This is a genomic window from Rhizobium giardinii bv. giardinii H152 (assembly GCF_000379605.1).
Lineage (GTDB): Bacteria > Pseudomonadota > Alphaproteobacteria > Rhizobiales > Rhizobiaceae > Pararhizobium > Pararhizobium giardinii.
This window is the reverse complement of sequence record NZ_KB902578.1, coordinates 222,375-235,113: the sequence shown is the minus strand read 5'-3', so window position 1 is coordinate 235,113 and position 12,739 is coordinate 222,375. Positions and strand designations below refer to the sequence as shown.

General features: G+C 60.3%; 11 protein-coding genes. 8 read left to right on the top strand and 3 right to left on the bottom strand.

Annotated elements, in window-relative coordinates; all coding sequences use genetic code 11:
• Positions 1-54 precede the first annotated feature (54 nt).
• Complete coding sequence (pmtA, locus tag A3AY_RS0101180) at positions 55-651, bottom strand: phospholipid N-methyltransferase PmtA (protein ID WP_018323838.1); 597 nt, start codon at positions 649-651, stop codon at positions 55-57.
• A 375-nt stretch (positions 652-1,026) separates the two neighbouring features.
• Positions 1,027-2,145, bottom strand: coding sequence for a DNA polymerase III subunit beta (gene dnaN / locus A3AY_RS0101175; protein WP_018323837.1), 1,119 nt, complete (start codon positions 2,143-2,145; stop codon positions 1,027-1,029).
• Positions 2,146-2,416: 271 nt separating this feature from the next.
• Here dnaN and rsmI point away from each other — a divergent pair, with 271 nt between their 5' ends.
• The 6 genes from rsmI to A3AY_RS0101145 all read left to right on the top strand — a co-directional run bounded on the left by rsmI (position 2,417) and on the right by A3AY_RS0101145 (position 8,379).
• A complete protein-coding gene (gene rsmI, locus A3AY_RS0101170) occupies positions 2,417-3,346 on the top strand; it encodes a 16S rRNA (cytidine(1402)-2'-O)-methyltransferase (protein WP_018323836.1) in 930 nt (309 codons plus the stop codon).
• A complete protein-coding gene (locus tag A3AY_RS0101165; RefSeq protein ID WP_018323835.1) occupies positions 3,336-3,704 on the top strand; it encodes a YraN family protein in 369 nt (122 codons plus the stop codon). The genes rsmI and A3AY_RS0101165 overlap by 11 nt, the downstream gene beginning before the upstream one ends.
• A 105-nt stretch (positions 3,705-3,809) precedes the next feature.
• Positions 3,810-5,108, top strand: a complete 1,299-nt coding sequence (locus tag A3AY_RS0101160) for an extracellular solute-binding protein (protein WP_018323834.1) — start codon at positions 3,810-3,812, stop codon at positions 5,106-5,108.
• Between the two features lie 460 nt (positions 5,109-5,568).
• Positions 5,569-6,393: an ABC transporter permease subunit gene (locus A3AY_RS0101155; protein WP_051108272.1), complete on the top strand. Its 825-nt coding sequence runs from the start codon at positions 5,569-5,571 to the stop codon at positions 6,391-6,393.
• 14 nt (positions 6,394-6,407) lie between these two features.
• Entirely contained in the window at positions 6,408-7,250 is an 843-nt protein-coding gene (gene ugpE / locus A3AY_RS0101150) for a sn-glycerol-3-phosphate ABC transporter permease UgpE (protein WP_018323832.1), read from the top strand.
• Between the two features lie 13 nt (positions 7,251-7,263).
• Entirely contained in the window at positions 7,264-8,379 is a 1,116-nt protein-coding gene (locus tag A3AY_RS0101145; protein WP_018323831.1) for a sn-glycerol-3-phosphate import ATP-binding protein UgpC, read from the top strand.
• A gap of 160 nt (positions 8,380-8,539) precedes the next feature.
• Here A3AY_RS0101145 and A3AY_RS0101140 read toward each other — a convergent pair whose 3' ends face one another.
• Entirely contained in the window at positions 8,540-10,246 is a 1,707-nt protein-coding gene (locus A3AY_RS0101140) for an adenylate/guanylate cyclase domain-containing protein (RefSeq protein ID WP_018323830.1), read from the bottom strand.
• A gap of 534 nt (positions 10,247-10,780) precedes the next feature.
• On the opposite strand from A3AY_RS0101140, the gene A3AY_RS0101135 reads away from it, so the two are divergent.
• Both A3AY_RS0101135 and A3AY_RS36940 read left to right on the top strand, forming a co-directional pair.
• Positions 10,781-11,047: a DUF2277 domain-containing protein gene (locus A3AY_RS0101135; RefSeq protein WP_018323829.1), complete on the top strand. Its 267-nt coding sequence runs from the start codon at positions 10,781-10,783 to the stop codon at positions 11,045-11,047.
• 145 nt (positions 11,048-11,192) lie between these two features.
• Entirely contained in the window at positions 11,193-12,221 is a 1,029-nt protein-coding gene (locus A3AY_RS36940) for a calcium-binding protein (protein WP_018323828.1), read from the top strand.
• The last annotated feature ends 518 nt before the right edge of the window (positions 12,222-12,739 follow it).

Genomic DNA, 12,739 nt, shown 5'->3' with positions numbered 1-12,739 from the left:
AAATTGCCGCCGCCGGTTCGGACAATCACCAGTGCGGATCCGGCACCGGCAATCTCAGTGCGTCTTGCGATAGACCCACAATTGTGCGGGCGGAATGTTGCGCACGACAAAATCATAGTGGGAGATCTGATAGCGATCCGGCATGGCGACAACCGGAGACAGCGGACCGTAGGAGATCTGGACGACGGGCCGGCCGACCGGAATGCGCGACAGCAGATCCTCGATCAACGACACCCTCATATGCATTGGAAAGTTCAGAAGCGGCACGGCGGAAATGACGCTGTCGAAGGTCTGCTCACTGCGCGCGCCCAAGGTCTTGTCCAGATTGAAGGCATCGCCATTGATGAAATCGACGCCGGGATAGGTCTTGACGAGATGCTGAAAGAAATCGGTGGAGAATTCGACCGAGACCAGGTTCTGCGGCTGCACGCCCTTCTGCAAGATCGCCTTGGTGATGACGCCGGTGCCAGGACCAAGTTCGAGAACGGGGAGGCCCGAATGCGGATTGACGACGCTTGCCATTCGCCGGGCGGTTATTCCGGATGTCGGCACGATCGAGCCGACTGCCTTCATATTGTTGCGCCATCCCTTGAAGAAACGAATTTCCTCGTCGAATTTCTTGCCAAGACGCTCTTTCAGCCGAAAATTCATGCGCATCTCCACCCATACGCCGGCGCCAAACAGCACATCATGTTCTGTTCTTACGCGCGGCGTCTTCAATTGCGACGTGATTATGTGTCGCTGACTGCGACAAAAACAAGTCTTTTCGCGCCATTATATCACCCTGCCAACAGCTCACTTGCCGCCACCGCGAAAATGAGCTGCGATGGTCTTGCTACCAACAAGTGCCCGTCGATCAGAAGTGACAACGGCCGGAGACTGGCCCGGCCGTCGCTTCAGACATTAAATGGCTCGTTCGTTGGCCTAAGCAGGTTCCGGAAAAGTGTCCAACGGTTTTCCGGCCAGAACCTGCGTTAAAACAAACACCTAAGCAGACGAAACGTTGGCCTGCCAACGAAAGTCTGCTTAGACGCGCATCGGCATCAGGACATAGAGCGCGTCGTCGCCTGCCAGATCGCGCACCAGCGTCGGCGAGCCGGGATCGGCAAGCATGAAGACGGCGTCAGTGCCGGAAAGCTGAGCGGTGATATCGAGCAGATATTTGGCGTTGAAGCCGATCTCCAGCGGATCGCTGTCGTAACCGACCGGCAGCTCTTCGGTTGCACTTCCCGAGTCAGGGTTGTTGACGGTCAGCGTCAATTGCCCGTCGGAAAGGGCCAGCTTAACGGCGCGACCGCGCTCGGAGGAAATCGTCGAGACGCGGTCGACGGCCTGGGCGAAGGACTGGCAATCGATTTTCAGTTCCTTGTCGTTGTTGGCCGGAATGACGCGCTGGTAGTCGGGGAAGGTACCGTCGATCAGTTTCGAGGTCATGATGATCGAGCCGATGGTGAGCCGGATCTTGGCATCGGAAACCTCGACCGTGACCACCACATCCGGATTGTCGACCAGCTTCTGCAATTCGCTGACGGTCTTGCGCGGGATGATGATGCCCGGCATGCCTTCCGAACCGCTTGGCGCTTCCAGATCGGCGCGGGCAAGACGGTGGCCGTCGGTGGCAACAGCGCGCAGCTTGAGCTGGCCCTTGCTTTCGATGGTGTGGATATAGATGCCGTTCAGATAATAGCGCGTTTCTTCCGTCGAGATCGCGAACTGGGTGCGATCGATCAGCATCTTCAGGTCGGTGGCCTTGATGCGGAAGCTGTGCGTGAACGTTCCGGCGGTGAGGTCCGGGAAATCGGACTGCGGCAGGCACTGCAGCGAGAATTTCGAGCGGCCCGAGGCGACCGTCATCGCGGTGCCTTCGGCGTTGGTCGCCAGCAGCACTTCGGAACCGTCCGGCAGCTTGCGCACGATGTCATAGAGCAGATGCGCCGGCACCGTCGTTGCCCCCGCCTGCTCGACCTGCGCCGGCGTCGCCTCGGTGATTTCGAGGTCGAGGTCGGTCGCCTTCATTTCGAGGCTCGCACCATCGGAGCGCAAGAGCACGTTCGAGAGGATCGGAATGGTATTGCGCCGCTCGACCACGCGGTGAACGTGGTTCAGCGACTTCAGGAGATTGGACCGCTCGAGAGTAATGCGCATGAGATGCTACCGCTTTCAACCATCGCCGGGCGGGCCGCGCCTCCCGGCTTGAATTTTTGAGGTACCCGCTTGCGGGCAGGAAAAGATGTGGACGGGCAAAATGGCAGAAAAAAGCCGTGGAGCGCAAGGGTTATTGCCATCGACGGGCCATGAATATCCGTATTGCCCGAGGGTCGATCCGTTTTTCCCCAACCCTTGCCGAAGCACGGCCGCTCACCCATAAAGGTGAGGCATCGGTTTGACGGTGCAGAATGGTAAAGGGTACGCAGTTTTGGAAAAGCAGACATCGGGCGCGACACAGGCAAATGAGAAGCACGCGAGCTACCGGCTGCATAATGTCCTGGTGCCCGCCCGCCCGCTGGAACCGGCGCTTTATCTCGTTGCCACCCCGATCGGCAATCTCTCGGACATTACCCTGCGCGCGCTTGAAACACTGGCCGGCGCCGACGTGCTTGCCTGCGAGGACACCCGCGTCACCCGCGTGCTGCTCGACCGCTACGGCATCGTCAACCGGCCCTATGCCTATCATGAGCACAATGCCAACGAGGTCGGGCCGAAACTGCTCGCTGCGCTTGACGAGGGCAAATCCGTCGCTCTCGTCTCCGATGCCGGCACGCCGCTGGTCTCCGACCCCGGCTACCGCCTCGGCCAGATCGCCATCGAGGCCGGCCACCGCGTCGTTCCGATCCCGGGCGCGTCCGCCCCGCTTGCCGCCCTGGTCGGCTCCGGACTTCCCAACGATGCCTTCCTCTTCGCCGGCTTCCTGCCCTCCAAGGACAAGGCGCGCCGTGACCGGCTTGCGGAACTCGCAACCGTTCCCGCCACGCTGATCTTCTTCGAATCCCCGCACCGGATCGCCGCCACGATCGTTGCCGCCCATGATGTGCTCGGCGGCGAACGCCGTGCATCCGTCTGCCGCGAGCTGACCAAGACCTTCGAGGAATTCCGCCGCGGCACGCTGGCCGAGCTCAAGGCGTTCTACGACGAGGGCGCCACCGTCAAGGGCGAGATCGTGCTTGTCATCGGCCCGCCGGATGCGCCCGCGGCACCGGAAGCAGCCGATGTCGATGCCATTCTGCTGAAACTGGTCAAGGACATGTCGACCGGCAAGGCGGCGACCGAGGCAGCCAGGCAGACCGGCCTCAACCGCAAGGGTCTCTACGACCGCCTGCTGGAGCTGAAAGACCGGGATGAACCATGAGCCGCCCGACAGGAACCGCCTGAAGGCGCTCCGGCGCGGCTCGCTCGCCGAGTACCGCGCCGCACTGTCGCTGCTCATCAAGGGCTACCGCATCGTCGCCTTCCGCTACCGCACCAAGCTGGGCGAGATCGACATCATTGCACGCAAGGGCGATCTGATCGCCTGCGTCGAAGTCAAGGCCCGCCGGTCACTGGACGATTCCGTCTTTGCGGTGTCCAATTTATCGCAACAGCGCATCCGCGCAGCCAGCGATCTGTGGTTGGCAAAACAGCCGGATTTTGCGCGTCTCTCGATCCGTTACGACATCGTTTCCGTCATGCCCTGGCGCTGGCCGGTCCATCTTCCCGATGCCTTCTGAGCGGCTGTGCCGCCGTTGTAATCGAATCGACACGAAAGCGTTATCCGCGCGTCATGAAAGGCCGATAGCCGGTTCCTCACCTTAACCCTGGTGAAAGGAACCGCCATGATCAGGAAATTCACGATGACCGGCCTCGCGCTGGCCTTCTCCGCCACCTCCTCGCTCGCCGCAACGAACATCACCTGGTGGCACGGCATGGCCGGCCGCAACGGCGAAGTCATCAACGAAGTCGCCCAGAAGTTCAACGCATCGCAGACGGCCTGCGCGCTCACCCCGGTTTCCAAGGGCACCTACGAGGAAGCGCTCGCTTCCGGCATCGCCGCCTTCCGTTCGGGCGAACAGCCGAACATCCTGCAGGTGTTCGACGCCGGTGCGGCGACGATCATCAACGCCAAGGGCGCCGTCATCCCGGCCGAAGACCTGATCACCAAGGCGGGCTACACGTTCGACCGCAACGCCTTCATCGACGGTGTCCGCTATTTCTACGCCGACAGCGATGGCAAGTTCGTCGGCATGCCGTTCAATTCCTCGGCCCCGATCATGTACATCAACGACGAAGCCCTGAAGAAGGCCGGCGTCGAGGCGCCGAAGACCTGGGAAGAATTCGAAGCCATTGCCCCGAAGCTGAAGGAAGCCGGCTTCATCCCGCTCGTCCAGTCGCAGCTCACCTGGCAGTTCACCGAGAATTTCTTCTCGCGCAACAACATCCAGTTCGCCACCAACAACAATGGCTATGACAGCGTCGTCGACACCCAGCTGAAGGTCACCGACCCGAACCTCGTCATGATGTTCGACAAGCTAAAGGCCTGGAAGGACGAGGGCTATTTCGGCTTCTACGGCGCCGGCTGGAACGATAACCAGAAGATGTTCGAGGAAAACAAGGCCGCTCTCTGGATCGGCTCGTCGGGCTCGTTCGGCGGCCTGCAGAAGACGGCGCAGATGCCGTTCTCGGCAACCTTCCTGCCCTATTGGGGCTCGATCAAGGGTGCCGGCACCTCGTCCTTCATCGGCGGCGCTGCCCTGTTTGCCATGTCCGGCAAGTCGGACGAGGAAAACAAGTGCGTGGCCGACTTCTTCCAGTTCCTGACCTCGCCGGAAGTGCAGAAGTTCTACCACCAGGCAACCGGTTACGTCGCCATCACCAAGGCAGCCTACGAGCTTGCCAAGGCGGAAGGCTACTACAACGAGAAGCCGGTCGCCGAAGTCGGCATCAAGCAGCTGATGCTGCCCGCCGGCGAATGGTCGAAGGGCTACCGTCTCGGCTTCTACCCGCAAATCCGCGAAATCATGGAACGCGAATACGGCCGCATCTTCTCGGGCGAAGTCTCCGTCAAGGACGCCTTCGACACGATCGAGAAGGAAGGCAACGAACTTCTCGCCCGCTTCGCCAAGACGGCTGGCTGATAGGCATCCGGTCCTCTTCTCCCCAGCGGGGAGAAGGTGGCCGAAGGCCGGATGAGGGGGGCCGAAGGCCACCGCGCGGATTTGTCGCCTGGCTCCGGCTTCGCCGAAGCCCCCCTCATCGCCTCGTTCTACTCGGCACTTCTCCCCGCCGGGGAGAAGAGAAACCGGCCGCACCTTCCGTCATCCCAGGATGACAAGAGACGGCGCCACACACGCGATCATCCCCTCTCCCCGCGCGCGGGGAGGGCTAGGGTGAGGGGCATTTCCCTCCTCCACCACACATCTTCGAAAGTCAGCCATGACGCACGCGCCTTTATCGTCACCGACGCCGGCAGCCCCGTTCCCCAGTGGGGCAGGCGGCCTTTTTCGTCGTTTCAAAGCAAGACCGTCCGAAGACACATCGGCAAAGCGCGTGCAATTCAATTCGCCGCTCCTGCCCTATCTCTTCCTCGCCCCGCAGATGGCGATCATCTTCATCTTCTTCTATTGGCCCTCGGTGCAGGCGATCCAGTCGTCCTTCTACCTCGAGGACCCCTTCGGCTTCGGCTCCTCCTTCGTCGGGCTTGCCAATTATACCGACGTGCTGAAATCGAACGAGTATCTCGGCATCGCCCGCTTCACCGCCGTCTTCACCGCGCTCGTCACCTTCTTCTCGCTTTCGATCGGCCTGCTGCTTGCCGTCAAGGCTGATGGCGTGATCCGCGGCAATGCCGCCTACAAGACCCTGCTGATCTGGGTCTATGCGATCGCCCCGCCGGTCGCCGGCCTGATGGGGATGATGATGTTCGACCAGCATATCGGCCCGCTGGTGAAATTTGCGGGCCTGTTCGGCTGGGAGATGAAGGTCGGGCTGAACTACAACGATACCGCCTTCGCCATGATCGTCGTCTCCGTCTGGAAGCAGATCCCCTACAATTTCATCTTCTTCCTGTCGGGCCTGCAGGGCATTCCGGTCTCCGTGCGCGAGGCAGCCATCATGGACTGCCGCTCGGGCTTGCGCCGTTTCTGGACCGTCATCCTGCCGCTGCTCGCCCCGACCGCCTTCTTCCTTTTGATCATCAACACCACCTACGCGCTGTTCGACACCTTCGGCGTCATCGACGTGATTGTGAAGGACAAGGCCGCCAACAACCCGATCACGCTGGTCTACAAGGTCTATATGGACGGCTTCCGCGGCAATGACCTCGGCGGTTCCTCGGCCCAGTCCGTCATCCTGATGATCATCGTCTTCGTGCTCACCATCTTCCAGTTCCGCTTCATCGAGCGGCGCGTGCACTACAATTGAGCGGAGGCGGACCGATGTATCGCACCAAATTCTTCGACCACGTCATCCTCCTCTCCGGCGTCTTCCTCATGGTCGGGCCGCTGCTGGTGGCGCTGATGACCTCCAGCCACGAGGCGGCCGACATCCACCGCAACGGCCTGTCGATCCTGCCGGGCGGCCATTTCATCGAGACCTACGAGACGGTGCTGACCAAGGAGGGCGGCTTCACCGGCAAGATCACGGGCCTGCGGATGATGATGAACTCGCTGATCCTCGGGCTCGGCTTTGCGGCCGGCAAGGTCCTGCTGTCCATGCTGGCCGCCTATGCGCTGGTCTATTTCCGCTTCCGCTTTGCGACCATCACCTTCTGGATGATCTTCACCACCCTGCTCCTGCCGCTCGAAGTGCGCATCCTGCCTTCTTACGAGGTGATGAACACGCTGCACCTCACCAACACCTATACCGGCCTGATCGTGCCGCTTCTGGCGTCCGCCACCGGCACCTTCTATTTCCGCCAGTTCTTCAAGTCGATCCCCGACGAACTCCTGGAGGCCGCCCGCATCGACGGCGCCGGGCCCTTCAAGTTCTTCATCGACGTGATCGTGCCGCTCTCGAAAACCATGATGGCGGCGATCTTCATCATCATGTTCGTCTATGGCTGGAACCAGTATCTCTGGCCGACGCTGATGACCACCGAGGAAGGCTTCTTCACCCTGGTGCGCGGCATCAAGCAGATCCTGCTCGTCTGGGTCGGCTCCAACATTCCCGATTACAATCAGGCCTTTGCCCTGGCGATCCTCGCCATGCTGCCGCCGGTGATGATCGTCATGATCTTCCAGCGCTGGTTCATCAAGGGCCTGACCGAAAGCGACAAGTAAAGGATTGGCCACCATGGCTCAAATCAACATCACCAATGTTTCGAAGATCTACGCCGGCGGCGTCGAGGCGGTGAAATCCGTCTCGCTCGACATTGCCGACGGCGAGTTCATCGTGCTCGTCGGCCCGTCGGGCTGCGGCAAGTCGACGCTTTTGCGCATGGTCGCCGGGCTCGAGGCGATCTCAAAGGGCACGGTGGAAATCGGCGATCGGGTGATCAACGATATCGAGCCGGCCGAGCGCGACATCGCCATGGTGTTCCAGAACTATGCGCTCTATCCGCACATGACCGTCTACAACAATCTCGCCTATGGCCTGAAGAACCGCGGCACGCCGAAGGCCGAGATCGATGCGCGCGTGGCGGAAGCTGCCCGCATGCTGGAGATCGAGCCATACCTCACACGCAAGCCGCGCGCCCTTTCCGGCGGCCAGCGCCAGCGCGTCGCCATGGGCCGAGCCATCGTCCGCAAGCCCGCCGCCTTCCTGTTCGACGAGCCCTTGTCCAATCTCGACGCCAAGCTGCGCGTCACGATGCGCGGCGAGATCAAGCAGTTGCAGAAGCGCCTCGGCACGACGTCGCTCTACGTCACCCACGACCAGCTGGAAGCGATGACGCTGGCCGATCGTCTCGTGGTCCTCAATGGCGGCCAGATCGAACAGATCGGCCGCCCGCTCGACGTCTATCACACGCCCGCCTCGACCTTCGTCGCAAGCTTCATCGGCTCGCCGGCCATGAACCTTCTACGCGCCACGCGCGAGGGCAGCCGCCTGCATTTCGGCAGCCAGGTGCTGGAAAGCGACCGCCTGTCCGCCCTGCCGACCGAACTCACCATCGGCATCCGCGCCGAAGACCTGCGCGTCGCCCGGGCGGGCGAACAGTCCCTGACCATGAAGGTCGATTACATCGAGGAACTGGGCGCCCAGCGGCTGGTGCACGGCATGCTGGACGGCAAGAAACTGACGGCGGCGCTATCCCCGGAAATCGAACTTTCCGACACGATCGCCCTGACGATCGCCCCGTCACGCCTGCATTTCTTCGACGTAACGACCGGCAAGCGGCTGGCGCAGATTGTCGATGGTGCCGTGGGCAAACGGGAGGATACGGGGGCGTTGGAGATGGCGGGCGGTTGAGTATGGGAATGCTGTAAGGGGCCCCTTTTGCCCCAAAGCCGATGTTCGGCGATCTCGGCATCTATGACCGCTTTGCGCCCACATTTCGGCCCGCCGTTCTCGCGCAGTGCGTATCCGTTGATCAAGTCCTCGAACGCGTCGGGATTGTCCCCACCCGCTGTCACATCTCCGGCAGGCCAGCCTTTCGGAAGCCTTCGACAAAGTGGTCTCGTACAGATGCATCGCGCAGCGGCTGGGAGCTGAGCCAATGGCCGATCGTGAAATGAGGGTGGGCGATCAGGAACAATTCTGCTTCTCGCCGCGCCTCCTCAAGGTGGCCCAACTGCGCAAGCGAAGCAGCCAGGAATTTGCGTGAGTTGGTACGATACGTATCTTTCCTGCGGAGTGTAGCGGTTGCCGCCTCATAGTCACGCGCGGCGTATTGCGCCTGCCCAAGATGACAAAGATACCAGCAGGTTGGATGGGGATTGAGCCGCAGAGCTTTTTCGATCTGCGCTAGTCCGTCGGCAACCCTGCCGTCCAGCACGGACATGTCCGACATGGCGGCCCAGGTGTCGGCGTGGTTGGGGTCCAGCTCCAGGGCCTTGGCGAAAGCGGCCTCCGATTCATCCCATCGCCGCTCATAAGCCAAAATGGTCCCCAGAACGTAACGGCAGCCGGCATCGTTGGGATCCAGGTCGACCGCCTTCTGGGCGAACGTCGCCGCCATCCGACGGTTAGGATCTTCGGGCTCGCCGAAATGAGTCCAGGCAAGCCAACGGTTATAGGCGAGCAGACCGAGCGCCTCGGCATATGATGGCTCGAGCTTAACCGCGCGTTGGAGCAGCATATAGGCCTCACGCTCAGTTTGCGGCGACTCTTCCGTCAGGAGGCGGGCGCGCACACACAGATCGTACGCCTCAAAGTTCTTCGGCCGATTGCGCTGCTTCGGGATGGTCAGCCGGCCGACGAGGGCTTCAACAATCTTGGCGTTAACTTCATCCTGTAATTCGAAAACATCTTCCACCGTCCTGTCAAACCGGTCGGCCCACAAGTGCTGGCCGCCAAGCGCGTCGATCAATTGGGCATTGATGCGGACACGGCCCATTGCGCGTCTGGCGCTCCCCTCGAGGACGTAACGGACGCCGAGCTCCTGGGCGACCAGCCGTACGTCGACCGGCTTGCCCTTGTAGCCGTACACGGAATTGCGCGCGATGACGAACAGGCCAGCCGTACGGGAAAGGTCGGTGATCAGGTCTTCCGTCAAGCCGTCGACGAAAGGCGCGTCCGCTTCATCCCCACTCATATTCGTGAACGGCAACACAGCGATCGAGGGACATTCAGGCAGCGGCAATATGCTCTGCAGCGCATCCGGCCAATGCCACACGTGGACCGGGCGAGTCAGGTTCTTTAGGTAGCGTTCGCCTGCATCAAAGAACTGCTCGCCGATCTTGCCGACGATCTCGCCGTGAACTTTGGCTGAAATGCAGATACCTCCCGGTGCGGCCTGCGTCTCGAGGCGCGCCGCGACATTGACCCCGTCGCCGAGGACATCTGAACCGTCGTCAATGACATCTCCCAGATTGACGCCTACACGCAAAAGCAGGCGCCGGTCTCCGGAAGCCTCAACAGCAGTGGTGGCCCGTTGCATTTCCAACGCAGCTGTGACCGCGTCCACCGCGCTAACGAATTCGATTAAGAATCCGTCTCCCATGAGCTTGAAGATGCGACCGTTGTGACGCATCACAGCCGGCTCGATAACGCCAGAACGGAGTTCCCTGAGGTTCGCCAGCGTTGCGACTTCATCAGCCTCCATCAGGCGTGAATATCCCACCACATCGGCAACGACGATGGCGGCAAGGCGACGCTGAAGAGACTGATCCGTCATGTGAGGACAAGCCTAACGACCGAGTTCGCAAGTTATTGTTCAGCCGCGGGTGAGTCAACAGTTGGTCAGAGGTAATGTCCAGGCGATCTCCACCTCCATCGAGCCGTCATCCTTCTTTGTGACCGACGGCGTCGAAGTGGACGACGGGGAAATGAGTATCCACGGAAAGCGGATGGTTCTTGAACGCCTGGTGATGGGCGGCGAGCGGGGGCTTTCGGCGGAAGTGCCCAGTTCTGTTCGCGAATTGCGTTCCGGGGGAGACCCGAGCTGCGCTAAGTCTGCATTTCTGGCCAACGCTCCAGATGCGGCCAGTCTCCTTCCGGCCACAAAGCGGCTACTTCTCAAGCAGAGCTCAGGTCCGCTTCTGGCGCAATTGAGACCTTCAAACCGAAGTGAAACAGCCACCTTGCTTTGCGGTGCGCAGCTTTCCATCGTGGTTTCGGCCTGGCCAGCCCGTTGCAAATGGCCCTCACGCGACTATTTTTATATGCTTCGCCACCCGCAGTGGCAGAGAAAAGCGCCCGGGAGCAAGCCATGTGCCGAAACATTAAGCCCCTGTTCAATTTCGATCCGCCGGCGACGAACGAGGAGATTCATGATGCCGCGCTTCAGTTCGTCCGCAAGGTGAGCGGAACAACCAAACCATCGAAGCGCAACGAGGCTGCATTCGAGCGTGCGGTCGACGCGATCGCCGCTTGCGCGCGCGAGTTGCTCGATTCGCTGGAGACGTCTCAACCCCCTCGCGATCGCGAGGAAGCAGCCGCAAAGGCGCGGGCGAGAGCAGCGGTCCGGTTCGCGTAAGTCAGGGTCCTGTCACGGCCGCCGGCTCCGCATTCCAGCCACCGAACATTGAGCGCGGGTATTTCCTCGGCAGCGTATTTGTGCCACTCTTGATGCCTATGGCTTTGTTTTTACTTAATTTTAACTAGGTTCTAGGAGGGACCTCATGACAGTTCAAATCAACGCATTTGATCCCGACAACAATGGTATCGGCATCAGCTTTAGCCGGTATCTCAGCCAAAAATTCGCGTCGTTCGACAACGTTTCTGCAACGCTCTCCACGGACACGGATGTGACCGATTATGCGTTTATTGGTGCAGATGGCGGCGGCGTCATTTTTCATTCTTCCACCGGCTGGACTCTTGATCCCGACACCGGCAACGTTGTCGGCACCCTCGATAGCATCTCGTTCGGTCAGCAGACTGCGGTGGCGGTTGATGGAACATTCAGCCAATCTGTAGAGATGACCATGTCCGGCCTCGAAATTTTCGGCCCAGATCTGCAGACGATCTTCGATCAGGCATCCGACGGCAATTTCATGCAGCTCAATGGCACGATATATAATGATGCCTTCAATGTGGTCGGATCATCAAGCAAAGACAGCTTCAGGGGCGGTGGAGAAAGCGACGTCATTCATGGTGGTGCTGGGGATGATCGCATCCAAGGCAGCAGCGGACGAGATGAAGGGGATCGTCTATTCGGGGACAGCGGAAATGACCGAATCATCGGCAGTTTTGGTGACGATGTCATCTACGGCGGAAGTGGTGACGACGTCATCGATGCGAAGCTCGGCGACGACATTGTCAAAGGTGGCACCGGCAACGACGAACTGTACGGCGGTAGGGGCGACGACAAACTGTACGGTGATAGCGGCGACGACTTTATCTCAGGCGGTAGAGGCGAAGACCGCATCTACGGCGGGGCCGGCACCGATAAACTTTACGGCTTTAGTGGCCCCGACGTATTCGTGTTCGAAAAAGATGCCGGTGACGATATCATCATGGATTTCAAAGCTGGCAAAGCCGGTAAGGATGCAATCCTTTTCCATGACGTTGGCCTGCACTCGTTTGCCGACGTACTCGACCATGCAGCTGACACGACTGGCGGCTTGCTTATCACCTACGACGAGGGGTCGCTTCTCCTTGAAACGGTCAAGTTAGCGCAACTCGACAAGCACGACTTCTTGTTCAGCTAACGTCCGCTTATGTCAAACCGGTGGCTTCCATAAGGCCGCCGCTCGGAGCTTTTATCCCTCTAGGGATTTTGCAAAGGGGGACTGTTCACGAGGCGGCCCCCCAATAATCATTCGGTTTTGCGCTGCGCTCCCAACGCATGAATTCGGCGGCAAGCACTTCATGCTTGGCTTGTTTTTCCGCTTGTAGCTGCGCCCGCTTAGCTCCTTCTTCTGGTTTTCGACTGAGTTACCTCTTACTCATCAAAACGCCACACTTTATCAGCCGATGGGCGTCCGAAGTCCGCTATTGGTGCAAAGCCGCCGCCTGCACCTCGAAGCGGCTGATAGCCTTCGCTTCAAAATCCCCGTTCATCCCTGCCTTTTGCGCCTGTGCCATACTCCGCTTGTCCCGCCATCGGATACACCGGATAGCGTTGCCGGCGAGGCGGGGCCGGTGCCTTCGGTCTGTGTTTGAAACGCAGGCGCGGCCGCGGGGGCCTGCAGAAAATGGTTTCCCTCTCGCCTGAAACAGGGCGGGG

What these genes read in the sequence shown, in the direction of transcription:
- A3AY_RS0101140 (WP_018323830.1), bottom strand. Translation starts at nt 10,246, where the DNA reads ATGACGGATCAGTCTCTTCAGCGTCGCCTTGCCGCCATCGTCGTTGCC.
- dnaN (WP_018323837.1), bottom strand. Translation starts at nt 2,145, where the DNA reads ATGCGCATTACTCTCGAGCGGTCCAATCTCCTGAAGTCGCTGAACCAC.
- A3AY_RS0101165 (WP_018323835.1), top strand. Translation starts at nt 3,336, where the DNA reads ATGAACCATGAGCCGCCCGACAGGAACCGCCTGAAGGCGCTCCGGCGC.
- A3AY_RS36940 (WP_018323828.1), top strand. Translation starts at nt 11,193, where the DNA reads ATGACAGTTCAAATCAACGCATTTGATCCCGACAACAATGGTATCGGC.
- A3AY_RS0101160 (WP_018323834.1), top strand. Translation starts at nt 3,810, where the DNA reads ATGATCAGGAAATTCACGATGACCGGCCTCGCGCTGGCCTTCTCCGCC.
- A3AY_RS0101155 (WP_051108272.1), top strand. Translation starts at nt 5,569, where the DNA reads ATGGCGATCATCTTCATCTTCTTCTATTGGCCCTCGGTGCAGGCGATC.
- pmtA (WP_018323838.1), bottom strand. Translation starts at nt 651, where the DNA reads ATGAATTTTCGGCTGAAAGAGCGTCTTGGCAAGAAATTCGACGAGGAA.
- ugpE (WP_018323832.1), top strand. Translation starts at nt 6,408, where the DNA reads ATGTATCGCACCAAATTCTTCGACCACGTCATCCTCCTCTCCGGCGTC.
- A3AY_RS0101145 (WP_018323831.1), top strand. Translation starts at nt 7,264, where the DNA reads ATGGCTCAAATCAACATCACCAATGTTTCGAAGATCTACGCCGGCGGC.
- A3AY_RS0101135 (WP_018323829.1), top strand. Translation starts at nt 10,781, where the DNA reads ATGTGCCGAAACATTAAGCCCCTGTTCAATTTCGATCCGCCGGCGACG.